Origin of the sequence: Streptococcus mitis, from assembly GCF_003942765.1 — a bacterium.
In the GTDB taxonomy this organism is placed as follows: Bacteria; Bacillota; Bacilli; order Lactobacillales; family Streptococcaceae; genus Streptococcus; species Streptococcus mitis_BE.
Map to the genome: position 1 here is coordinate 32,371 of NZ_RJNW01000006.1, position 20,202 is coordinate 52,572.

Here is a 20,202-nt window from a genome sequence, read left to right on the forward strand (position 1 = left end):
CTCACTTTCTATAATAACTTCTTCTGTTCAAGATTTTTTCTAGTTGAGCTTGGTTCTGCTTGACCAAACTGTTCTGCTAGACGCTGACTCCAGCTTGTGGTTGCACGCGCCCCAGCATAGTCCGCCTGTACACGGTCATAAGCTTCAATCACATCAACTGTTTGTTCCTGATATTCTTCCTCAAATACCACTTGATGCAATGGCAAGCGAGGTTTGACTTCATGTTCTTGATTTGGCACACCTAGCGCCATCCCAAAGACAGGATAGGTGTAGTCAGGCAGGTTAAAAAGCTCTGCCACTTCTTCTGACTTGTAACGCACCAAGCCAATAATGACACCACCATAGCCCAAGCTCTCAGCTGCAAGCAGGGCATTTTGACCAGCAAGAGCCGCATCGACTGAACTAATCAAGATACCTTCTACACCTTGAGGTTGGAAGGTATCCGTATGGAGTCGTGCTCCCTTTTCTGCTCGGTTCAAGTCTCCGACAAAGAGAAGGAAAACAGCAGACTGGCGAATGGCTTCTTGAGGTACCAATTCATACAGAGCATCTTTCTTCTCTTGACTTCGTACCACAATCACAGAGTAGGATTGGAAATTCTTCCAAGACGAGGCCATTTGGGCTGCTGTCAGGATTTCAGTCAAGTCTTCCTGAGGAAGGGATTGCTCCTTAAATCTGCGCACTGAAGTATGAGCCTTCATTAATTTGATTGTTTCTGTCATCGACGGTTCACTCCTTCTAAACGAGTCTCCTCAGCCAAATAACGGATGCGTTCCATGACGCGTCTGGCTTCCCAGGTTTCGTCATTTCCATGTTTCCCTTTAGCGAAATGCAGCTCCAATTCTTCAAAGTTGAAGTTGGAGGTGAAAAAGGTCGGTAAATTTTCCTGCATCCGATATTGGAGAATGACTTGTAGGATTTCATCCCGCACCCAAGGTGTTGATTGCTCGGCACCAATATCATCTAAAATCAGGACTTCAGAAAGCTTAATCTCATCTACCAGGGTCTTGACGTTGCCATCACTGATGGCATTTTTAGCATCAATGACAAAGCTAGGATAATGGAGAAGAGTGGATGAAACACCTCGTTTTTCTGATAAATCATGAGTCAAGGCAGCCACCATGAAACTTTTACCCACACCAAAGTCTCCATACAAATAAAGACCTTTTCGAATAGCTGGATATTGCTCCACGAAGGCTAATAGCTTTTCAAAAACTGGCAAGCGACCCAAATCATCCAAGTCTACTTGAGCCAAACTAGCTTTCCTGAGACTGGCTGGCAGATTGATTAACTTGAGACGGTTCTTAATAGCCGCTTCTTTCTCAGCCGCGATTAGTTCAGGAGTTTCTTCGTAAGAAACATCCGCATAGCCATGATTCATAACCAAAATCGGCTTGTAGCCTTTGGCAATATAATCTGTATCACCACGAAGAAACTTGTCTCGCTCGGTGATGTACTGATTAAACTTGGAGATACTGCGATTTAATTCCTCTGGAGTCAGGGATTCTTGCTGGATAAAGGCCGCAACATCAGGATCCTTCATGATTTTCTGGACCAAATCTTGATAATGAAAACGGCTAGGTTGACGCTTGAGTACGTCTCCGACACTTTCCATCTAATCTCCTCCTTTTTCTAATCGAGCTAATAGTTCTTGTTTCTTACGTTCTAGTTCCAGACGAGTTTCCTCGCTGGTTTCATTCTTATAATCTGGATTGCTCCACTTGGGTACATTGGACTTGGTAGGACTCGGTTTACTAGTCTTTTGAGCCTGGCTCTTCTGCCCTCGCTCACGGATTCGCATGACTGCTTCTTCTGCCGAATGAATCTTTTGATAGGCATAGTCATTGGCTACTTTCATGGCATATTTCTCATTGATATTTGCCGAATCCACCTTATTAAAGGTCAATAAGAGAATGATATTGATGACTTCATCCAGCAAGCCCAAGCTAGCCATCTGTTGCAAAAGTTCTCTTTCTGTTTGGGTAATGGTTCCCTTGCGTGTCTGCTTGATTTCTGCCAAGAACTGCAGAGCAGTCTTACTTTTGGCTTCTTTAATAATGGTTGCTTCCTTAGGATTAAAGTCAGAGGAAACTGGTTTTTGAGCAATTTTTTCCCGCATGCGTTTAGTTGAAATAACCTGGGAAACAGCTGTTGACTTGGCCAATTGATAGGTCTCAAACCAAGTCCATTTCTTTTCCTCAGCAATGGCAAACAGGTTTAAGACGTCGGACTGCTCATCCGCAAAACGAAGCCCGTCTCGAGCCATAAGCTGACGAAAATGGTCCAAGTCAAAATCATTAGCCACTTTCTTCTTGGGAGCAAGGTATTCTTGACTTCCCAGTTCTGCCAAGTCTGGAAATACTTGATTGAGTGAGACAGGTATTTCTTCTCCCTCAGCACTTTCAAGTTTCAAATCCTCCACAGCTGCATCGCCAATCTTTTTCTCCAAGAGTCTGCGATAAACAGGATGCTCCAAGAAATCCTGACTCGAAAGTGGAGCATGGAGGGCTAGCTGATAGACATCCCCTTTTTGATAGAGGGTCAAGAGATTGAAAGCAGATAGGATTTTCAAGGATTTTAAAAGTCTATCCATCCCGAAGTTGAGATGGTTGAGAATGCTTGAAAAGAGGTATTCCTTTCTACCATTGTCCCAAAAACTAATGGTATAAAGATAAAGGCTCAGTGCCTCCTGACCGATAATCGGGAGGTAGCACTGTACCAGAGATGAGGTATCTTGCGACACCCGATTATTCTTTAGATAAGAAAAACGGTCAATTGGCTTCATTTATCTTTCCTTTTTCTTTTTAGAGGACTGGGTGATTTGTTGGAGCAAACTCTCTAACTCACTCACATCCTTAAAGCTACGATAGACACTGGCAAAACGTACATAGGTAATCTCGTCCAGTTCAGCTAACTCCTCCATGACGAGTGAACCAATGTCCTCACTTTGAATTTCATTTTCATTTCGACCACGGAGTTTCTGTTCGATACGATTGACTACCATGTTGATTTCATCACTTGACACAGGACGTTTCTGGGCTGAGCGGATAATTCCATTAAAGATTTTATCTCTGGAGAATTGTTCCCGTGTACCATCTTTTTTAACAACCACTAAGGTTCTTTCTTCTACCCGTTCGTAGGTTGTAAAACGGTGCTGGCATTCGTCGCACTCACGTCTTCTACGAATGGTGTTCCCTTCTTCTGCTTGGCGACTATCGATAACACTTGACTTGGTAGCCCCACATTTTGGACAACGCATCCTTTCCCTCCTTATCGTTTTCTTTTCATTATACCATTTTTTAAGCGATTCCCAAAACAATTCTTCTTTTTGCTTGACAAGTTTTTTGTTTTGTTGTATTATTTGATTAAGACAAAAGGATAAATGAAAGGAGAACAAGATGTCCTGGACATTCGACAATAAAAAACCCATTTATTTACAGATTATGGAAAAAATCAAGCTTCAGATTGTTTCCCATACACTGGAACCCAATCAACAACTTCCAACCGTGAGAGAGCTAGCTAGCGAGGCAGGTGTCAATCCCAACACCATCCAAAGAGCCTTGTCAGACCTTGAACGAGAAGGATTTGTCTACAGCAAGCGCACAACTGGACGATTTGTGACCGAGGATAAGGAGCTGATCACCCAATCGCGTAAACAACTATCAGAAGAAGAATTGGAACACTTCGTTTCCTCCATGACCCATTTTGGCTATGAAAAAGAAGAACTACCAGGCGTAGTCGGCGATTATATTAAAGGAGTTTAAGCCTATGTCATTACTAGCATTTGAAAATGTATCCAAATCTTATGGAGCAACCCCAGCCCTTGAAAATGTTTCTCTTGACATCCCCGCTGGAAAAATTGTCGGTCTCCTTGGCCCAAACGGCTCAGGAAAAACAACCTTGATCAAACTAATCAATGGGCTCTTACAACCAGACCAAGGACGCGTCCTCATCAACGACATGGATCCAAGCCCAGCAACCAAAGCTATCGTAGCTTATTTGCCGGATACGACCTATCTCAATGAACAAATGAAGGTCAAAGAAGCCCTAACCTACTTCAAGACCTTCTATAAAGATTTCAATCTGGAACGCGCCCATCATCTACTTGCAGACCTCGGCATTGATGAAAATAGTCGTCTCAAGAAACTATCAAAAGGAAATAAGGAAAAGGTCCAACTGATTTTGGTTATGAGCCGTGACGCCCGCCTCTACGTTTTAGACGAACCAATTGGTGGTGTGGATCCAGCAGCCCGTGATTACATCCTCAATACCATTATCAATAACTATTCCCCAACTTCTAGCGTTTTGATTTCTACCCACTTGATTTCTGATATCGAGCCAATCTTGGATGAAATTGTCTTCCTAAAGGACGGAAAAGTCGTCCGTCAAGGAAATGTAGATGATATTCGCTATGAGTCAGGTGAATCCATTGACCAACTCTTCCGTCAGGAATTTAAGGCCTAAGTAAAGGAGATTATTATGTTTTGGAATTTAATTCGCTACGAATTTAAAAATGTTAACAAGTGGTATTTAGCCCTCTACGCTGCTGTTCTAGTCCTTTCTGCCCTTATCGGAATACAGACACAAGGCTTTAAAAATCTACCTTACCAAGAAAGTCAGGCTACTATGCTATTTTTTCTAGCTACTGTCTTTGGTGGCTTGATGCTTACACTTGGGATTTCAACTCTTTTCTTGATTATTAAACGCTTTAAAGGTAGTGTCTATGACCGACAAGGCTATCTGACTTTGACCTTGCCAGTTTCTGAACACCATATCATCACAGCTAAACTAGTTGGGGCCTTTATCTGGTCTATTGTCAGCACTGCTGTCTTACTCCTATGTATCTATATTATCTTATTGTCAACAAATTATAATGAAGTTCAACTTTCTACTCTTCTATCATTTGTTGGAGAACATTTTACCGGCTTTGGTCTTACTGTCTTATCCTTCCTGCTTAGTACAATTTCAGGGATCCTCTGCATTTACTTGGCCATTTCTATCGGACAACTTTTCAATGAATATCGTACAGCACTCGCTGTTGCAGCCTACATTGGTATCCGAATCGTTATTGGAATTATTGAAATCTTCTTCAATAGCAGTACTAACTTCTATGTCAATTCACTAGCAGGATTTAATGATAATTTCTATATGGGGGCAAGCATAGGCATTGTTGAAGAACTCATTTTCATAGCTATCTTTTATCTCGGTACCTACTATATCTTGAAAAACAAGGTTAATTTGCAATAATCTCAGAGTCTAGCGACAATAACTCGCTAGGCTTTTTTCGTCTTCAACACCTACATTTTTATATGAAGTATTTGAGATAAAGGAGTATAATAAATTAAAAACTGATTACATATATATCGATAAGGAGGTCAAGTCTTTATGCTGAGAAGATTTGTTACTAAGAAACACCTCTTACTTTACTTCTTTTCTATTGCCGTTACCTGGCTGGAAGCAATTATCACACCAGCACTTGTTCAGAATATTGTTGCTAGTTTTACAAATCAAGAACTAGGCCTTCTTTGGAAAGTTTTGATTTTAGGAATCCTTGGTAATCTCATCCTCTTACTAGGTTTGGCTGGGAAACGCTATTACTACGCTCGTTTGATTACTGATTTCAAATATGGAATCAAGAGTGCTATTTTCAAGCGATTTTTAAACAGTTATGAGATTGATGAAAAGGATATTTTGTCCGACCTAGAAAACGACGTCAAGCAACTAGAAGAAAGCTATATCGAACCAACGGTTATCATTATTTCTTCCCTGGGCTTCACCACTGTGTCCATTCTCTATGCCCTATGGACCAATTTTTACCTGGGCTTGATTTTCATTCTCTTCTACTCCTTTCCTGTACTCTGCAGTGCTATCGGATCCAAGCGCTTGGATTCACTTTCTGAAAAGCGGTCCACTGTTAACCAGAGCTACTTAGCAAGTTTGACAAACTTTATTGGTGGTAGCCAACAAATTCGCCATTATCAGGGACAAGACTTCTTTTTTGCTCGCTATCAAAAGCAATTACAAACCAGTCTAGATACCGAAATTAACTATGAAAAACAACGCACTTTAAACAGTCTCTTGATCAATAGCATCGATGCCTTTTGTTCTGTCACACCAATCGTCATCGGTGGATTTATGACCTACTATAATTATTTAGATGCGGCGAGTTTTGTGGCCATCTATCTGGTTTCCCATAATATCGGCTATCAATTCCAAGAGTTGGCCTACTTTACCAACACCCGAAAAGCGACTCGAACTCTTCTCAACAAATACCAAAAACTTTTGGACCAGTCTGACTCCATCTCGCCTAGTAGCATAGAAAATATTTTCCCTCTCCAACTTGACACCATCTCCCTAGAAAAAGATGGAAACAGCCTCCTGTCTCCGATTTCCATGCACATCAAGCAAGGAGAAAAAATTGCCATTATCGGCGAAAGTGGCTCTGGTAAGACGACCCTGCTCAATATCATTCATGGAGAAGAGACACCGACAAGTGGACAGATTAGCTTTGCTGGTCAGAACCTGTCCCGTCAAGAAATCACAAGCATTAGTTCCTATATCCTCCAAGATAGCCATTACTTTGATACGCTCTCTCTGGAAGACAATATCCTTCTAGGACTGGATAAAAGTCCTGAGACTTTAAATCATATCCTTAAAAAAACAGGATTATTACATTTGAAAAATCGAACGCTCAGCAATGATAGTCTGTCTGGTGGAGAAAAACAACGCCTAGAAATTGCTCGCGCCCTCTACCACGATAGTCAACTCATCTTAGCCGATGAGATTAAGGCCAATCTTGACTCGAAAAATAGCAGAAAAATTAGCGACTTGCTCTTCTTCCTACCTCAAACAGTCATTGAAGTCATTCACCACTACGCAGAAGAGGACTTAAGACACTACGATCAAGTCATTCACTTAAACAAAGAAAAGTAATAGTCTATAACATATGATTTTAAAAAGCAAGGAATTCAAATTCCTTGCTTTTTAACTCAATATCAAACTGGCTACGATAGGGCTAACAAAGACATAGAGAATACCTGTGACACCGATAGCCAAGCCACCCATGGCTCCTGCTACAGAGCCGTATCGGAAGGCAGTTCCTGTTCCGACAGCATGACCTGTTCCTCCAAGAGAAAGACCAACAGCTACTGGGTCGTCAATTTTCAACCACTTCAAAAGGGTTGGTCCGATAACACTGGTTAAAATCCCAGTTGCTACTACAACCACCAAAGTCACGGTCGTCAAGCCTTGCAATTTTTCTGTGATTCCCACTGCCATGGCGGTTGTTACTGACTTGGGAAAGAGAGAAATAGCTAGGAAAAAGTCCATGCCAAAAATCTTAGCTACAAGGGCTGTGAAAGAGGTATTGACCACTACCGCTAGCAGACTACCAAAGAGAATACTCCGAGCATGGTGCTTCATCAAGTGAAAACTCTTATAAAGCGGAATCCCTAGAGCCACGGTCGATGGGACAATCAAGTTGTTCAAATAAACCCCACCTTGGTAGTAATCTTGGTAAGAAATACCCGTCACCTTTAGAAAGATGATAATGAAAACAGCTGACAAAAGCAAGGGAGTTGTCAATGGATGGGGAAAACGTCTGTAAATCAGCATTCCTACTAGATAAGCTAGGATAGACAGGGCAATCCCAAACAGGGGATTGGAAACAAATTCACTCATTTGGCATCTCCTTTCTCATAATCTCCCTCAAACCGTCGTTTGATAAACTGAACTACCAAGGCTATGAGGATAATATTGATGACTGCTGCAAAAAAGACAATCAAAACAATTGGCAAAAGATAGGGAGCAATCACATCAAACTTCTCCATGATTCCCACTGCTGGCGGCAAAAAGAGAATGGTCATATTGGCCAGCAAGAAATTCCCCACCATATTGACATGCCTAGTTCTCAGCCACTTGAATTGTAGGGCTAGAAAGAGAATAATCAAACCGATAATACTGCCTGGGATGGGCAAATGAAAGAAACTAGAGATCCCCTCTCCGATTAGAGAAATCACAAAGAGAATCATTAATTGAACATATAATTTCATCCTAAACTCCACGAAATAGACTTCTTGCATACCAGTTTACTCTTTTTTCAGAAAATTTCAAGGAAATGCACAAGAGTTGATGAAAGTTTGAGAAGAAAGGGGATACAAACAATTCTTGACTTGTGAAAACAGGCATGATTTAGGATAAAAGATGCCTGCGTCTTTCTTGCCAGCTCTTTTGAAAAGTAGTATAATTATTGCATGCGCATTCATCTTGTGATGCAGAGACTGTCCGTTAATGGACATTCTTCTATCTTATAACTCTAAAAAGAAAGGAGATACTATGACCTATTTAGAAAAATGGTTTGACTTCAATCGGCGTCAGAAAGAAATTGAAAGTCTCTTGGAAGAGACTATTTGCCAGCAGAGCGAGCAAAGTCTGACCTTGAAAGAGTTCTACCTGCTCTACTATCTGGACTTGGCTCAAGAAAAATCTCTACGCCAAATTGACCTGCCAGATAAACTTCATCTGAGCCCGAGCGCTGTTTCTCGGATGGTGGCTCGCTTGGAAGCCAAAAATTGCGGTCTGCTTAGTCGCAGGTGTTGTGATCAAGATAGACGCTCTAGTTTTATCTGCCTGACAAGTGATGGGCAAAAGACACTGGCCTCTCTACAAAAGGCTGTCGAAGCAAGCTTGGAAACTGGTTTGGATTTCTTGATTTAAGATGATTTTAGAAAAAGTTGCGTGCGCAATCATTTTTCTTGACATTCTCTTTTACAAGGAGTAAAATGAAATCATCATTAAACAAAGGAGTTTTAAACATGATTGAAATTACCTATCTAGATGCCAGCAAGAACGAAAGAACTGTAACCTTCGATTCTTATGAAGACTTTGATCGTTCGCAACAAGCTTGCCTTATCGGCGTCGCAGACTACTATCCTGTCCAAAAATTAACATACAACGGTCATGATTTGGACTACCATGGGACTTATGGAGATGTCTTCTTCTATCTCATGAAACAAGATTTAAGCCAATATAACTAAAAAAGGAGAAATACAATGGCAAAAGCAATTACAGATGCAACATTTGAACAAGAAACAAAAGACGGTTTGGTCTTGGTAGACTTCTGGGCAACTTGGTGTGGTCCATGTCGTATGCAAGGTCCAATCTTGGATAAATTGTCTGAAGAACTTTCAGAAGATGTCTTGAAAATCGTTAAAATGGATGTTGATGAAAATCCAAACACAGCTCGTGCTTTTGGAATCATGTCTATCCCAACTCTTCTCTTCAAAAAAGACGGCCAAGTAGTGAAACAAGTTGCAGGTGTTCATACAGCAGAACAAATCAAGGCCATCGTTGCTGAATTGAGCTAATCATATTAGAGACCAAGTACTTTCTTTGGTCTCTTTTTTCTTGCCCTTTGCCATTTTTCAAAAAATATGCTAGACTGTAGATAGAATATTACGATGTTTGGGACATGCCATCGCTAAAAAAAACCTCTACTTGGTATTTTTTAGCTCCCTCAAGGGAGCTTTTTGCGTGCTCTGAACATTCCCCATTTTGGAAGGAGTATTATGAAACGTCAATCAGCCTTGGTCGTCTTTAGTGGCGGTCAAGATTCTACAACCTGCCTCTTTTNGGCTAAAGAACACTATGAAACGGTCGAAGTCGTTACCTTTGCCTACGGCCAACGCCATCATCTCGAAATTCAAGTTGCTAGAGAAATCGCCAAGGAACAGGGGATTCGTCATCATATCCTAGATATGTCTCTGCTGGGGCAAATCACTGAAAACGCCTTGACTTCTGATCTAGAGATTGAGCAAAAAGAGGGAGAGGTTCCCAATACTTTTGTTGACGGTCGCAACCACCTCTTTCTATCCTTTGCGGCAGTTCTTGCTAAGCAACGAGGCATTAAAGATATCGTGACAGGTGTCTGCGAGACAGACTTCTCAGGCTACCCCGATTGTCGAGATGTCTTTGTCAAATCCCTTAATGTTACCCTCAACCTTGCCATGGATTACGACTTTGTTATCCAAACACCTCTCATGTGGCTAGATAAGGCTGAAACTTGGGAATTATCCGACCAACTCGGTGCCTTTGACTATGTTCGTGAAAAGACCTTAACCTGCTACAACGGGATTATCGGAAGTGGCTGTGGAGATTGCCCAGCCTGCCACCTACGTCAACATGGTCTTGATGTTTATCTCTCACAGAAAGGAGAGGCCTAATGTTTTTTGCACCCAAAGAAATCAAACAGGAAACCGGGGAGTCTCTTGTCTACAATCCTCACAGAACCTTGGTATCAAAAGAGTTTACCTTTGATGCTGCCCACCACCTCTTTCACTATGAGGGAAAATGCAAATCCCTTCATGGCCACACCTATCGTCTGCAGATTGCTGTCAGTGGATTTTTAGATGAACGTGGCATGGCCTACGATTTTGGAGATATCAAAGCCATCTACAAGAACTACTTAGAACCCCACTTGGATCATCGCTATCTCAATGAAACTCTTCCCTATATGAACACGACTGCTGAAAATATGGTTTACTGGATTTTCCAAACCATGAGTCAAGAGTTGCCAGATGAACGCGGTCTCCGTTTGGAATACATTCGCCTCTATGAAACTCCGACTGCCTTTGCGGAGTTTAGACGGGAGTGGTTAGATGACTAGGGAACGTATCCTCAAACTACCAGTTCTGGAAATTTTCGGCCCAACTTTTCAAGGTGAAGGTCGTGCTATCGGGCAGAAAACCATGTTTGTCCGCACTGCTGGTTGCGACTACCACTGCGACTGGTGCGATTCTGCCTTTACTTGGGATGGATCTGAAAAGCCAACTCGTATGACTGCTGACGAGGTTATTGCTGCCTTGGATAAACTAGGAAGCTACGACTACGTAACCCTATCTGGGGGAAATCCTGCTATCCTAGCAGCCAACATGGCCGAATTGGTCACTAAACTCAAGGAACGTGGTGTCACTCTAGCTGTTGAAACTCAAGGATCTCGCTGGCAAAATTGGTTGAAAGACATCGACCAGGTCACCCTCAGTCCCAAACCTCCTTCATCCAAGATGGAAGTCAACTTTGAGACCTTGGACTTTATCGTTTCCCAACTTGATCCAGACAAGGTCACCTTTAAAATCCCTGTCTTTGACGATGCAGATTTGGCCTTTGCCAGAGGCATACAAGAACGCTACCAACCAGATGTTCTCTTTTTATCAGCAGGAAATCCTGAGCCCAAGGCTACGGGTAATATTGTCCAAGATCAACTGGACCGCCTCAAAGAACTCTGGGAACGCATCGCTGCCGACGATAGCTGGGGCAATGTCCGCGTCCTTCCTCAACTCCATACCCTCCTCTACGATAACCAACGTGGAGTTTAAGATTAGAAAGAAAAAATCATGTCACAACAAGAAGAAATGAAAAACCTAAGCCTACTAGGCAACAAAGAAACCAACTACATCTTTGACTATCAACCAGAAGTCCTCGAATCCTTTGACAATCGTCATGTGGAAAATGACTATTTTATCAAATTTAACTGTCCTGAATTTACCTCACTTTGCCCAATCACTGCTCAACCAGACTTTGCAACTATCTATATTTCCTACATTCCTGACAAGCTCTGTGTCGAGTCAAAATCCCTCAAACTCTACCTTTTTAGCTACCGAAATCACGGAGATTTTCACGAAAACTGTATCAACACCATCGGGAAAGACTTGGTCAAATTGCTAGACCCTCGCTATTTAGAGGTCTGGGGAAAATTCACTCCGCGCGGTGGCATCTCAATCGACCCCTACTACAACTACGGTAAGCCTGGAACTAAGTATGAAGGCTTGGCAGAACAACGCCTCTTCCAACACGACCTTTATCCAGAGAAAATTGACAACCGTTAAACTCATACTCAATGAAAATCAAAGAGCAAACTAGGAAGCTAGCTGCAGGCTGCTCAAAGCACTGCTTTGAGGTTGTAGATAAGACCGACGAAGTCAGCTCAAAACACTGTTTTGAGGTTTCAGATGGAAGCTGACGTGGTTTTAAGAGATTTTCGAAGAGTATAATACGAAAAAGCCCTGTTCCTCAAGTTGAGGAGCAAGGCTTTTTGAGTTTCAATTATTCTTCTGTTCCAAGGAAGTTTTTTGCAACAAGGGCTGCAAAAACTCCACCAACGATTGGGGCAAGGATGAAAATCCAAACTTGTTGAAGGGCTGCGCCACCTACCAAGACAGCTGGTGCCAAGCTACGAGCTGGGTTTACAGACAACCCAGTAATGTTCAATCCCACAAGGATCATCGCCGTCAAGGACAAACCGATTACCAAACCAGCAATCGCGCCATTGCCCTTGCTTTCTGATGTCACAGTCATGATAACCAAGACAAACAAGAAAGTTGCAATAACTTCAAACAAGAAACCACCAAAGACAGTGACACCGTTTGCCAAGGCATTTTCACCAAGACTAGCAGTTGACATCCCTGAGTTAGCCAAGAGGAAGAAGACAGAAGCAGATGCTAAGAAGGCTCCAACTACTTGTCCCAGGATGTAGTTTACAAGCTCTGAAGATGACAAACGTTTGTTAACAAACATAGCAATAGAAACAGCTGGATTCAAATGAGCACCTGAAACAGTTCCGATTGAGTAGGCTGCGACTACGATTGCTAAACCAAAGGCGAAGGCAATCCCTAGGTGACCAAGGCCATCAAGACCATTTCCAAAAATAGCAGCTCCTGTTCCGACGAACACAAGCATGAATGTACCGATTAACTCAGCAACAAATTTTTTCATTTTCTTTCTCCTTTTTTCAAAAACTAGATACTAGTCTATCAAAAGAGGGAAAGGGTTTCAAGAAAATTGATTGGAAATTTCGTATCAGTTGCAATATTGTTTTCAAAAATTGTATATTTTTAATGTATTGCAATTAGTTGTAAATCTCTATATTTGATGGTTATACTATACTGAATAAAATAGGAGTTTGTATTAATCTTTTTAAAAAGCACAAAACTCTCTATTTAATCCATTCCCCATTGTAATTGACATGATATCCATCAGGTGTAGTTGTATTGACTGCTAAGGCACCAGAACTGTAAGCATAATACCATTTCCCTGAAACAGCGAACCATCCTGTTTGCATAGAGCCTGAGTTATTCAAATAGTACCATGAGCCACTTGATTTGACCCATCCTGTTTGCATATCCCCTGAACCACTGAGATAATACCACGAACTACCTGATTGAACCCATCCAGTCTGCATCCAGCCCGAGCGATCAAAATGATACCATTTTCCATTAATTAGTTCCCATCCATTGGATGTATAGGAACCATTGTTATGTCTATACCACCAACGACCAGATGATTGAATCCAACTTCCTTTGGAAGCAAGTCTTACTTTTAATGCTTCAGATACTTTGATGTATTCTTTCTTAGCAGCTTCCTTTTTAACTTTTGCATTGTTTAGTTTAGCATTTGCATTTTCAAGTGCTTTTTTAGATTCCTCAAGCTTCTGTTTAGCGATCATCAAACTTTTTTTAGCTTCCTCGAGTTTCCTTGGAGCATTTTTGAGAGCAAGGACATGTTGTTTCGCCTTCAACAAATCATTTTTAGCATTGACTAATGACTGTTCCTCATTCTTACTAGCATGAGATTTATTATTTTTGATTGCTTTCAATCGATTTAGTTCAGATTCTTGCTTCGAAAGTTCAGATTTAGCAAGATTTAACTTTGTTTGTTGTTTACTCAACTCAGATTTAGCAGATTTTAAAACGTTTAACTTGGATTGATTTTGTTTTGTTAAGTCTGCAAGACGTTTTTTAGTTTTATCCAGATTTTTTTGATCTGTATTCAATGTTGTTTTAGCAATTGTAAGATTTTTGTTTAGTGATGAAATTTTATCCCTCATTAAAGTTTCTTCGTTTTTTTGTTTTCGATTGAAACTATCCAGAGCCTCTTTAGCTTTTTTATAAGCTGGATTTTTAGGATGTGTGATTTCATTCCAAACATAACGGAAAGTTGTCTTCGGTAAAAATTTTACACGTTTACCGTTAAAATAAAATTCACTATGGTCTGGATCACCATCTTTATTTTCTGCTCTGGCTAAAAAATATGAACTGCTTGGATTATAATAATAGGTCTTACCATTATAAACATAGCTTCTTTTTTCAGATGGGCTAATCACTGTTGGTAATGTATCATAAACACCTTTTGCTTCACTAATGAAAGTCATTACACCATAATTTCCAAAAGTTGTTTTTTTACTTGAAGATGCTCCAAGAGCAAATCCAGTCCCTGATGCAGCAAGCAAGGGAATTCTATGGCCATAGTTAAAAGTATTTGCTTCTTTCGGAGTTGATGCGCCATATAATGATGCATTACTATAATCATTAAAGTAAGATAGAAGCTCTTTATAAGCAAGTTCTTTTTCACTCAATCGACTCTTTTCTGGAACTGAACCAGCTGTAGCATTTTCTGTTGCATCCTTAAAACCAAAATCTTGATTTTTTAGTTTTGTATCATGTGACAGTTTATCATTTGCCACCATTTCATCTGCCCTAGCTTTTCCATATTTCAAAGCCTTTTCAGTCACAGGTGGCACTGGAATATCAATGCCATTTATTCTCCGCAACTCGATTAAGTAGTTACGAACGTATTCAGAAACTTTCTTATAATCAACCACATGAGGAGTATTGATATCATCCTTAGATTTTACAACAATTGTTTCTGTTCTTTCACCACTAAAATTCACATCTTCGTTCGCAGCAACATAATTGGTCTTACCATCATTTCCTACGAAAGTTTTTTCATCAAGTGGGGGAGTTTTAGACTCACTTTCACTAACAGAATTTGATTTAATCTCATGAGAAACCGTTACTGTATGGAACTCATCCCCAGCAGATTTTAAATTCTTTTCAAGAGTAGAACGTGTCTTATTTCCTCTTTCTATAAGCGCTTTTCGTTCTTGCTCTGTTTTTGATACTGAACTCGCTAAAGAACTTACTTTATTTTGGTTCTCTTTCACTTTCGCATCCAATTTATCAGTTTCTTGTTGAATCTCGCGTAGTGTATTCCAATCAAAAGTTTTCTCTGCTTCTGTTACTTTATTTTGTGCTTTTTTTACATCAACTGCTCTCTGAGCAACTTGAGTTTTTGCCTTATTAACAACTGTTTCTTGTTTCTCAACACTTGCTTGGGCTTGTTTCTCATCTTTTTTTGCTTCTGACAATCTTTCTTCTGACTTCCGAACCGTTGTCTGTTTAGCAACAAGATCCTTTTCTGCATTTTTAATTTTTTCAGGACTAGCTTGTTTAGCAAATTCTTGTGCTTGTTTCAAAGCATCATCTGCTTTGTTCTTATTTGTCACAGTAGATGCATGCTCTTGTTGCATTTTATCAACAAGCTTCTGAGCATTTTTTTCTTCCTCAATTGTTTGATTCAGTTTTACTTCTGCTTTTTTTACATCAGATTCTGAAACATCAGCATCCTTTTTAGTTTCTGATTGGTTAACAGTTGACTTAGTCGAATGTTTATTTACAACCTCATCAGCTTGTGCATGACCATTAAAAGCAGTTACCATTGCAGTTGCAACGCCCAAACCAATCAACACTTGTTCCTTTTTCATAAAATCACCCTTTCTTTAAAATATTTACCTTATCTATACAAATCATATTATTTATCTTTTACAAATAATCTTCTCTAGCCATAAATAGATTCAATTTTCTTTATAGCTTGCTCTCTCAATTAAATACAATCTGATCGAAAATGAAGTAAATAACTATCAATACCAGTTCTACAGCAAGTTCAAATTTAACATCACGACCTTCAACGACATTTTTGAAAATAGCTATAGTTAAGCTAAATAGAATGACGCTTAACAAACCCATAAGCATCATTCTAGAACAACCTCTCTATTCCCTTACTCTCCCAACTGGACACTGTAGGCGATAATCTGGTCAACTGTGTCTGACAAGAACTCGATAGTATCACGAAGTGGTTTATCTGTTGAAATATCGGCTCCGATAATCATGGCTGACTCAAGCGGTGTCTTGCTGCCACCTGATTTAAGGAGATTGAGCCAATCTTCAGCTCCAGTTTCTGAATGCTTCAGATGGAGGTAACCTGCAGTCGAGATGACTAGTCCTGCCGAGTAGGTGTAACTATACAAGCCCATGTAGTAGTGAGCTTGGCGCATCCAAGTCAGAGCTGCATCATCATCAATCTCAATAGCATCTCCCCAGAAATCCGTCAAGACTTCCTTCATAATACTGTTGAGTTTGCTTGCCCCGAAGGTTTCTCCTTCTTCAATCAATGTATAAACCTTACGTTGGAAGGCTGCTTCCAAAAGGTGAGTGATAAAGTTATGGAAGTAGGTGTCTGTCAAGCGGTGAGCAAGAGCGAAACGTTTTTGACGAGGGTCGTCAGACTGGTGCTCCAAGTAGTCACTGAGGAGCAATTCATTGAAGGTTGATGGCGCTTCAACATAGTAGGTAGACATGTGGGCGTTGAAATAGCTTTGGTGATTGTCAGAAAAGATGAATTGACCAGAATGACCGATTTCATGAATCAAGGTATAGACATCGCTCAAACGGCCTGTCCAGCTCATGAGGACATATGGGTGCACGCGATATGGATCCGCCGCATAACCGCCAGAATCCTTGCCACTATTGGCAGCAAAATCCACCCAGCGCTCTTCTTGATAGCGAGCAACTTCCTGACAATATTCTTGCCCCAAAGGTGCGACTGACTTCATGACCAAATCGTAGGCGTCGTCAATAGTCACTTCAGGATTCAGGGCGCTATCCAAGTCCAATTTCCAGTCTGCAAAGGTCATCTTTTCAAGACCATTAACCTTGGCAACATGCTTGAGGTATCTCTGAGCAACTGGCGCAAAATCCTTCATGATGAGGTCAATCTGACGGTCAAACATGGCACGGTCCACTTCTTGTTCAGCCAGAAGATAATCAAAGACTGAGTCGTAACCCTTCATATCTGCCAGTAGTTTTTCAGACTTGACTTGGGCTAGATAGGCTGCTGCAGCAGTATTTTGGTGCTTACGAAGACCTTCTGAGAAGGAACGGAAAGATTTCTCACGAATCTCAGCATCCTCATGGTTTTGGTAGAAATTTTCATAGGTCACAAAGCTGTTTTTGTAGGTCTTGCCATGGGCTTCAAAGTCAGCCATTTCAAAGTCCCCAGCTCGCATCTTAGTGTAAATATCCTGCGGACTGTAGAAAACTTCACCAAGATTGGTCAAGGCCTTCTCCACATCAGCTCCTAGATAGTGGGCTTTTTTGATTTTGGCCTGACGAATGGCCGCTGTTAAATGTGGCAATTTACCCAAACGGTCCAAGACTTCCTCATCAGCTTCCACCAAGGCATCGTCAAAGAAGGTCAAGGCTACACTGGCATCTGTTTCGAATTCCATCCCAGCTTGGGCAATGTTGGCAAATTCGTCATTGCTATAATCTGTCGTCTGAGGCATAAAGCCATAGTTGCCAATATGGCTCATCTGAATGTAGATTTGTTCCAATTCCGCAAAGGCCTTCTCAAAATCTTCAAAAGTATGCAGATTGCCCTTGTAGTCACGGCTAAATTGGTTGATGTCTTCACGAGCCTTCTCGATCGCACGCAAGAAATCCTCACGGTCTTGGTATAGGGCTGTTAAATCCCAAAGTTCCTTCTCTGGAAATTCTGAACGGTGTTTTTGTTCCATTTTCTTCCTCTTATCTCTCTAATTCTAATAAAACACTAAGGGCTGATAAAGCGTAAAGTGGTGCTGTTTCTGCTCGCAAAATGCGAGGGCCAAGTCCTGCTAAGACTGCTCCCTTAGCTTCGAAACTCTCAATTTCTGCAGGTGAGAGACCGCCCTCTGGACCAAAGATAAAGAGCAATTTAGCTCCCTTCTCGAGTCCAGTAACTGCTTGTAAAAGCGCAGTGGCTTCACCTTCTTTGGCCGACTCTTCATAAGCCACTACGATGCGGTCAAACTGGTCAAGTTGGGCTAGGAAGTCTGCTTTATTCTCGAAAAGCTGGATACTTGGAACAACATTACGCTTACTTTGCTCTGCTGCTCCAAGGGCAATTTTTTCTAGTTTTTCAACCTTTTTACCCAATTTCTTGCCATCCCACTTAGCAACGGACCAATCGGCAGGAAAGGCCCAGATTTGGCTTGCACCGAGTTCTGTTACTTTTTGAGTGATAAACTCCAGCTTGTCTCCCTTGGGAAAGCCAGATGCGATGGTCACTTGAACGGGCAGTTCCACATTGTCATCTAGTTCTTCTACCAATTCAAACTGACGAGTTTCCACATCCAGCACGCGCGCCAATCGCTTAATGCCATCATCAAAGACTAAAGTCACCTCATCATCCTCTTTCAAGCGCATAACCTGAAACATATGCTTGCTGGTTTCCTTGTCCTCGATGGTGACAGGAGAGATTGCACTCCCCTTGACAAAATACTGCTGCATGCTAGCCTCCAATCACACCGGAAATATCCTTGGTTTTCTTAAAGACACAGGCATTCCATTCTCCTTGAATCATGTGGGTTTCGAGGAAAAATCCAGTTGACTCAGCCGACTGGCGCACCATATCCCACTTGTCCTTGATAATCCCACTCATGATGAGGTAGCCTTCGTCCTTAACCAAACGATAGGCATCGTCTGTCAGATGAATGAGGATATCCGCCAAGATATTAGCTACAATCACATCTGCCTCAATCTCAACTCCCTTAAGCAAGTCTCCTGCCGCTACATGGATGTTTTCCATACCAGGGTTGAGCTCAATATTTTCCTGAGCAACACGAACCGCTACATCATCTAGGTCATAGGCGAAAATTTCCTTAGCTCCAAGTAGCGAGCTAGCAATGGAGAGGACGCCTGATCCAGTCCCCACATCTAGCACTGTTTCCCCACCACGAAGAACCTGTTCCAAAGCAAAAAGGCTCATCTTAGTTGTTGGATGCGTCCCCGTACCAAAAGCCATACCTGGATCCAGCTTGATAATCTTTTCTCCCGCAGTCGCCTCGTATTCTGTCCAAGACGGCACGATTGTCAAATCATGAGTGATACGAGCTGGTTCATAGTATTTCTTCCAGTTGTCTGCCCAGTCTTCCTCAGCCAAGGCAGTCGTACCCATTTTTACCTCTCCCAAATCCATAAAATCAGTTAGTTCCGCGAGACGGGCCTGCAAGTCTGCCTCAACCGTTGCTATATCAACCGTATCAGGGTAATAGGCTGTCACTACGATTTCTTCTTGCTGCTCAACCTCTGGGAAAATCTCGCCGAAGCGGTCAACATTTCCCACATAGTCCATACTGTCTTCGATCGCAACGCCTTGCGCTCCCAGCTCAATCAAGAGATTGGAAACCAATTCCTCTCCCTCACGCTTGACTGTAACTTTTAACTCTTGCCATGTTTCCATTTTGAATCTTCCTTATTTTTCTTGAATTCCTCAATCACATCTGTATAGTGTTCTTTCATTGCGCTATGAATCTGCTGTTTAAAAATACCAAACATAAGATAATAAACAAATAGAACAATTCCTGCTAACAGTATCAATAATAAAAAATATACTGGAAGAGGCAGTACGAGACCTCCATCACTCAGTAAGGGTATAACAAGCATTAATACCCAAATAACAGCCGTAGAAATCCCAGCTACTTTCATACCACTTTCTCTCTGCTTCTTTAACTTTAAATATTCCAAATAGATAAATGTAGCTTCTTCTCTAGAGTATTGTCCAGTTTCTAGCTTACGCTTAACTTCTTTATTCAACGTGGTTGTTGCAATCGCAAAAATCATTCTTTTCCTCCAAATAATTTCTCACTCTCTCTTGTAACTGAGGGACAACTTGACCCGAACTAAGAAACTCCTCCACATTCATGAGTTGATAGCCCTGTCCTTCATCACCAAAGATGATACTGTCAAACTGTTCCTGAGCCAACTTACCAACTAGAAAGACGGATTCCTTCCCCTCAAAAAGCATACTGGGATAAACCTTACTCCAAAGCAGACAATCCTCAGTCAAATGAATTCCCAGTTCTTCATAAACTTCACGCGCTGCGCACTCAAAAGGACTTTCATCGCCTTCACGGCCACCACCAGACAGTTCCCACATATTGGGCCAGGGAATGCTTGCCTTATCATCGCGTAAGATAGTCAAGAGCCTATCCCCACAAAACAATGCAATCTTGCAGCCTGTGAAATCAGAAATTTCTATTTCCATGTCAAA

At 41.4% G+C, this 20,202-nt stretch carries 23 protein-coding genes and 1 pseudogene; 11 read left to right on the forward strand and 13 right to left on the reverse strand.

Features of this window, described 5'->3' with window-relative positions; translation table 11 throughout:
• Positions 1-8: 8 nt before the first annotated feature.
• From D8849_RS08825 to nrdR, 4 genes are read right to left on the reverse strand one after another with little or no spacing between them, the layout of a single operon-like run.
• On the reverse strand, positions 9-722 hold the full coding sequence (locus D8849_RS08825; protein ID WP_020903244.1) for an NADPH-dependent oxidoreductase: 714 nt from the start codon (positions 720-722) through the stop codon (positions 9-11).
• The gene (gene dnaI / locus D8849_RS08830; protein WP_020903243.1) at positions 719-1,615 is read right to left on the reverse strand and encodes a primosomal protein DnaI; all 897 of its coding nucleotides are present in this window, start codon (positions 1,613-1,615) and stop codon (positions 719-721) included. Before dnaI ends, D8849_RS08825 begins: the two co-directional genes overlap by 4 nt.
• Positions 1,616-2,785 carry a DnaD domain protein gene (locus tag D8849_RS08835; RefSeq protein ID WP_125386805.1) on the reverse strand — a complete coding sequence of 390 codons (1,170 nt, stop codon included), beginning with the start codon at positions 2,783-2,785 and terminating at the stop codon, positions 1,616-1,618.
• Positions 2,786-3,259, reverse strand: coding sequence for a transcriptional regulator NrdR (nrdR, locus tag D8849_RS08840; protein WP_001203672.1), 474 nt, complete (start codon positions 3,257-3,259; stop codon positions 2,786-2,788).
• A gap of 139 nt (positions 3,260-3,398) precedes the next feature.
• Here nrdR and D8849_RS08845 point away from each other — a divergent pair, with 139 nt between their 5' ends.
• The 4 genes from D8849_RS08845 (at position 3,399) to gggC (ending at position 6,933) form a co-directional block, all read left to right on the forward strand.
• Positions 3,399-3,764, forward strand: coding sequence for a GntR family transcriptional regulator (locus D8849_RS08845; RefSeq protein WP_020901665.1), 366 nt, complete (start codon positions 3,399-3,401; stop codon positions 3,762-3,764).
• 4 nt (positions 3,765-3,768) lie between these two features.
• Entirely contained in the window at positions 3,769-4,464 is a 696-nt protein-coding gene (locus D8849_RS08850; protein WP_061864434.1) for an ABC transporter ATP-binding protein, read from the forward strand.
• Positions 4,465-4,479: 15 nt separating this feature from the next.
• Positions 4,480-5,247, forward strand: a complete 768-nt coding sequence (locus D8849_RS08855; RefSeq protein ID WP_125386806.1) for a hypothetical protein — start codon at positions 4,480-4,482, stop codon at positions 5,245-5,247.
• A gap of 138 nt (positions 5,248-5,385) precedes the next feature.
• Positions 5,386-6,933 carry a streptosactin export ABC transporter GggC gene (gene gggC, locus D8849_RS08860; protein ID WP_125386807.1) on the forward strand — a complete coding sequence of 516 codons (1,548 nt, stop codon included), beginning with the start codon at positions 5,386-5,388 and terminating at the stop codon, positions 6,931-6,933.
• A 51-nt stretch (positions 6,934-6,984) separates the two neighbouring features.
• Here gggC and D8849_RS08865 read toward each other — a convergent pair whose 3' ends face one another.
• Together D8849_RS08865 and D8849_RS08870 are read right to left on the reverse strand one after the other, a co-directional pair.
• Complete coding sequence (locus tag D8849_RS08865; protein WP_125386808.1) at positions 6,985-7,680, reverse strand: LrgB family protein; 696 nt, start codon at positions 7,678-7,680, stop codon at positions 6,985-6,987.
• Entirely contained in the window at positions 7,677-8,051 is a 375-nt protein-coding gene (locus D8849_RS08870; RefSeq protein WP_000781325.1) for a CidA/LrgA family protein, read from the reverse strand. Before D8849_RS08870 ends, D8849_RS08865 begins: the two co-directional genes overlap by 4 nt.
• Positions 8,052-8,334: 283 nt before the next feature.
• Here D8849_RS08870 and D8849_RS08875 point away from each other — a divergent pair, with 283 nt between their 5' ends.
• From D8849_RS08875 to queF, 7 genes are all read left to right on the forward strand, one after another.
• The gene (locus D8849_RS08875; protein WP_185756239.1) at positions 8,335-8,715 is read left to right on the forward strand and encodes a MarR family winged helix-turn-helix transcriptional regulator; all 381 of its coding nucleotides are present in this window, start codon (positions 8,335-8,337) and stop codon (positions 8,713-8,715) included.
• Positions 8,716-8,813: 98 nt separating this feature from the next.
• Positions 8,814-9,035, forward strand: a complete 222-nt coding sequence (locus tag D8849_RS08880; protein WP_033687231.1) for a DUF4649 family protein — start codon at positions 8,814-8,816, stop codon at positions 9,033-9,035.
• 15 nt (positions 9,036-9,050) lie between these two features.
• Positions 9,051-9,365 (forward strand): thioredoxin, encoded by a 315-nt coding sequence (trxA, locus tag D8849_RS08885; RefSeq protein ID WP_001029581.1) that lies wholly within the window; start codon positions 9,051-9,053, stop codon positions 9,363-9,365.
• 201 nt (positions 9,366-9,566) lie between these two features.
• The gene (gene queC / locus D8849_RS08890) at positions 9,567-10,220 is read left to right on the forward strand and encodes a 7-cyano-7-deazaguanine synthase QueC (protein WP_125386810.1); all 654 of its coding nucleotides are present in this window, start codon (positions 9,567-9,569) and stop codon (positions 10,218-10,220) included.
• Entirely contained in the window at positions 10,220-10,663 is a 444-nt protein-coding gene (queD, locus tag D8849_RS08895) for a 6-carboxytetrahydropterin synthase QueD (protein WP_125386811.1), read from the forward strand. Before queC ends, queD begins: the two co-directional genes overlap by 1 nt.
• Positions 10,656-11,372, forward strand: coding sequence for a 7-carboxy-7-deazaguanine synthase QueE (queE, locus tag D8849_RS08900; RefSeq protein WP_125386812.1), 717 nt, complete (start codon positions 10,656-10,658; stop codon positions 11,370-11,372). The genes queD and queE overlap by 8 nt, the downstream gene beginning before the upstream one ends.
• An 18-nt stretch (positions 11,373-11,390) precedes the next feature.
• On the forward strand, positions 11,391-11,882 hold the full coding sequence (gene queF / locus D8849_RS08905; protein ID WP_000082578.1) for a preQ(1) synthase: 492 nt from the start codon (positions 11,391-11,393) through the stop codon (positions 11,880-11,882).
• A 217-nt stretch (positions 11,883-12,099) separates the two neighbouring features.
• On the opposite strand, the gene D8849_RS08910 is transcribed toward queF, so the two are convergent.
• From D8849_RS08910 to D8849_RS08940, 7 genes and pseudogenes are all read right to left on the reverse strand, one after another.
• Positions 12,100-12,768 carry an MIP/aquaporin family protein gene (locus tag D8849_RS08910; RefSeq protein WP_125386813.1) on the reverse strand — a complete coding sequence of 223 codons (669 nt, stop codon included), beginning with the start codon at positions 12,766-12,768 and terminating at the stop codon, positions 12,100-12,102.
• Between the two features lie 220 nt (positions 12,769-12,988).
• Positions 12,989-13,348, reverse strand: a pseudogene (locus tag D8849_RS10825) (hypothetical protein); the annotation flags it as partial.
• A 2,541-nt stretch (positions 13,349-15,889) separates the two neighbouring features.
• Entirely contained in the window at positions 15,890-17,686 is a 1,797-nt protein-coding gene (gene pepF / locus D8849_RS08920) for an oligoendopeptidase F (RefSeq protein ID WP_125386814.1), read from the reverse strand.
• Between the two features lie 10 nt (positions 17,687-17,696).
• On the reverse strand, positions 17,697-18,440 hold the full coding sequence (locus D8849_RS08925) for a 16S rRNA (uracil(1498)-N(3))-methyltransferase (RefSeq protein ID WP_125386815.1): 744 nt from the start codon (positions 18,438-18,440) through the stop codon (positions 17,697-17,699).
• A 1-nt stretch (position 18,441) separates the two neighbouring features.
• Complete coding sequence (gene prmA, locus D8849_RS08930; RefSeq protein WP_125386816.1) at positions 18,442-19,392, reverse strand: 50S ribosomal protein L11 methyltransferase; 951 nt, start codon at positions 19,390-19,392, stop codon at positions 18,442-18,444.
• Complete coding sequence (locus tag D8849_RS08935) at positions 19,371-19,772, reverse strand: hypothetical protein (RefSeq protein ID WP_125386817.1); 402 nt, start codon at positions 19,770-19,772, stop codon at positions 19,371-19,373. Before D8849_RS08935 ends, prmA begins: the two co-directional genes overlap by 22 nt.
• A complete protein-coding gene (locus tag D8849_RS08940) occupies positions 19,738-20,196 on the reverse strand; it encodes an NUDIX hydrolase (protein WP_125386818.1) in 459 nt (152 codons plus the stop codon). The genes D8849_RS08935 and D8849_RS08940 overlap by 35 nt, the downstream gene beginning before the upstream one ends.
• Positions 20,197-20,202: the final 6 nt, after the last annotated feature.

Bases quoted from the DNA above. Each gene is read 5' to 3' on its own strand.
- D8849_RS08865 (WP_125386808.1), bottom strand. From the start codon at position 7,680: ATGAGTGAATTTGTTTCCAATCCCCTGTTTGGGATTGCCCTGTCTATC.
- D8849_RS08875 (WP_185756239.1), top strand. From the start codon at position 8,335: ATGACCTATTTAGAAAAATGGTTTGACTTCAATCGGCGTCAGAAAGAA.
- nrdR (WP_001203672.1), bottom strand. From the start codon at position 3,259: ATGCGTTGTCCAAAATGTGGGGCTACCAAGTCAAGTGTTATCGATAGT.
- D8849_RS08825 (WP_020903244.1), bottom strand. From the start codon at position 722: ATGACAGAAACAATCAAATTAATGAAGGCTCATACTTCAGTGCGCAGA.
- D8849_RS08870 (WP_000781325.1), bottom strand. From the start codon at position 8,051: ATGAAATTATATGTTCAATTAATGATTCTCTTTGTGATTTCTCTAATC.
- queE (WP_125386812.1), top strand. From the start codon at position 10,656: ATGACTAGGGAACGTATCCTCAAACTACCAGTTCTGGAAATTTTCGGC.
- queF (WP_000082578.1), top strand. From the start codon at position 11,391: ATGTCACAACAAGAAGAAATGAAAAACCTAAGCCTACTAGGCAACAAA.
- D8849_RS08940 (WP_125386818.1), bottom strand. From the start codon at position 20,196: ATGGAAATAGAAATTTCTGATTTCACAGGCTGCAAGATTGCATTGTTT.
- dnaI (WP_020903243.1), bottom strand. From the start codon at position 1,615: ATGGAAAGTGTCGGAGACGTACTCAAGCGTCAACCTAGCCGTTTTCAT.
- D8849_RS08910 (WP_125386813.1), bottom strand. From the start codon at position 12,768: ATGAAAAAATTTGTTGCTGAGTTAATCGGTACATTCATGCTTGTGTTC.
- D8849_RS08925 (WP_125386815.1), bottom strand. From the start codon at position 18,440: ATGCAGCAGTATTTTGTCAAGGGGAGTGCAATCTCTCCTGTCACCATC.
- D8849_RS08845 (WP_020901665.1), top strand. From the start codon at position 3,399: ATGTCCTGGACATTCGACAATAAAAAACCCATTTATTTACAGATTATG.
- prmA (WP_125386816.1), bottom strand. From the start codon at position 19,392: ATGGAAACATGGCAAGAGTTAAAAGTTACAGTCAAGCGTGAGGGAGAG.
- D8849_RS08850 (WP_061864434.1), top strand. From the start codon at position 3,769: ATGTCATTACTAGCATTTGAAAATGTATCCAAATCTTATGGAGCAACC.
- queD (WP_125386811.1), top strand. From the start codon at position 10,220: ATGTTTTTTGCACCCAAAGAAATCAAACAGGAAACCGGGGAGTCTCTT.
- trxA (WP_001029581.1), top strand. From the start codon at position 9,051: ATGGCAAAAGCAATTACAGATGCAACATTTGAACAAGAAACAAAAGAC.
- gggC (WP_125386807.1), top strand. From the start codon at position 5,386: ATGCTGAGAAGATTTGTTACTAAGAAACACCTCTTACTTTACTTCTTT.
- pepF (WP_125386814.1), bottom strand. From the start codon at position 17,686: ATGGAACAAAAACACCGTTCAGAATTTCCAGAGAAGGAACTTTGGGAT.
- D8849_RS08880 (WP_033687231.1), top strand. From the start codon at position 8,814: ATGATTGAAATTACCTATCTAGATGCCAGCAAGAACGAAAGAACTGTA.
- D8849_RS08835 (WP_125386805.1), bottom strand. From the start codon at position 2,785: ATGAAGCCAATTGACCGTTTTTCTTATCTAAAGAATAATCGGGTGTCG.
- D8849_RS08935 (WP_125386817.1), bottom strand. From the start codon at position 19,772: ATGATTTTTGCGATTGCAACAACCACGTTGAATAAAGAAGTTAAGCGT.
- D8849_RS08855 (WP_125386806.1), top strand. From the start codon at position 4,480: ATGTTTTGGAATTTAATTCGCTACGAATTTAAAAATGTTAACAAGTGG.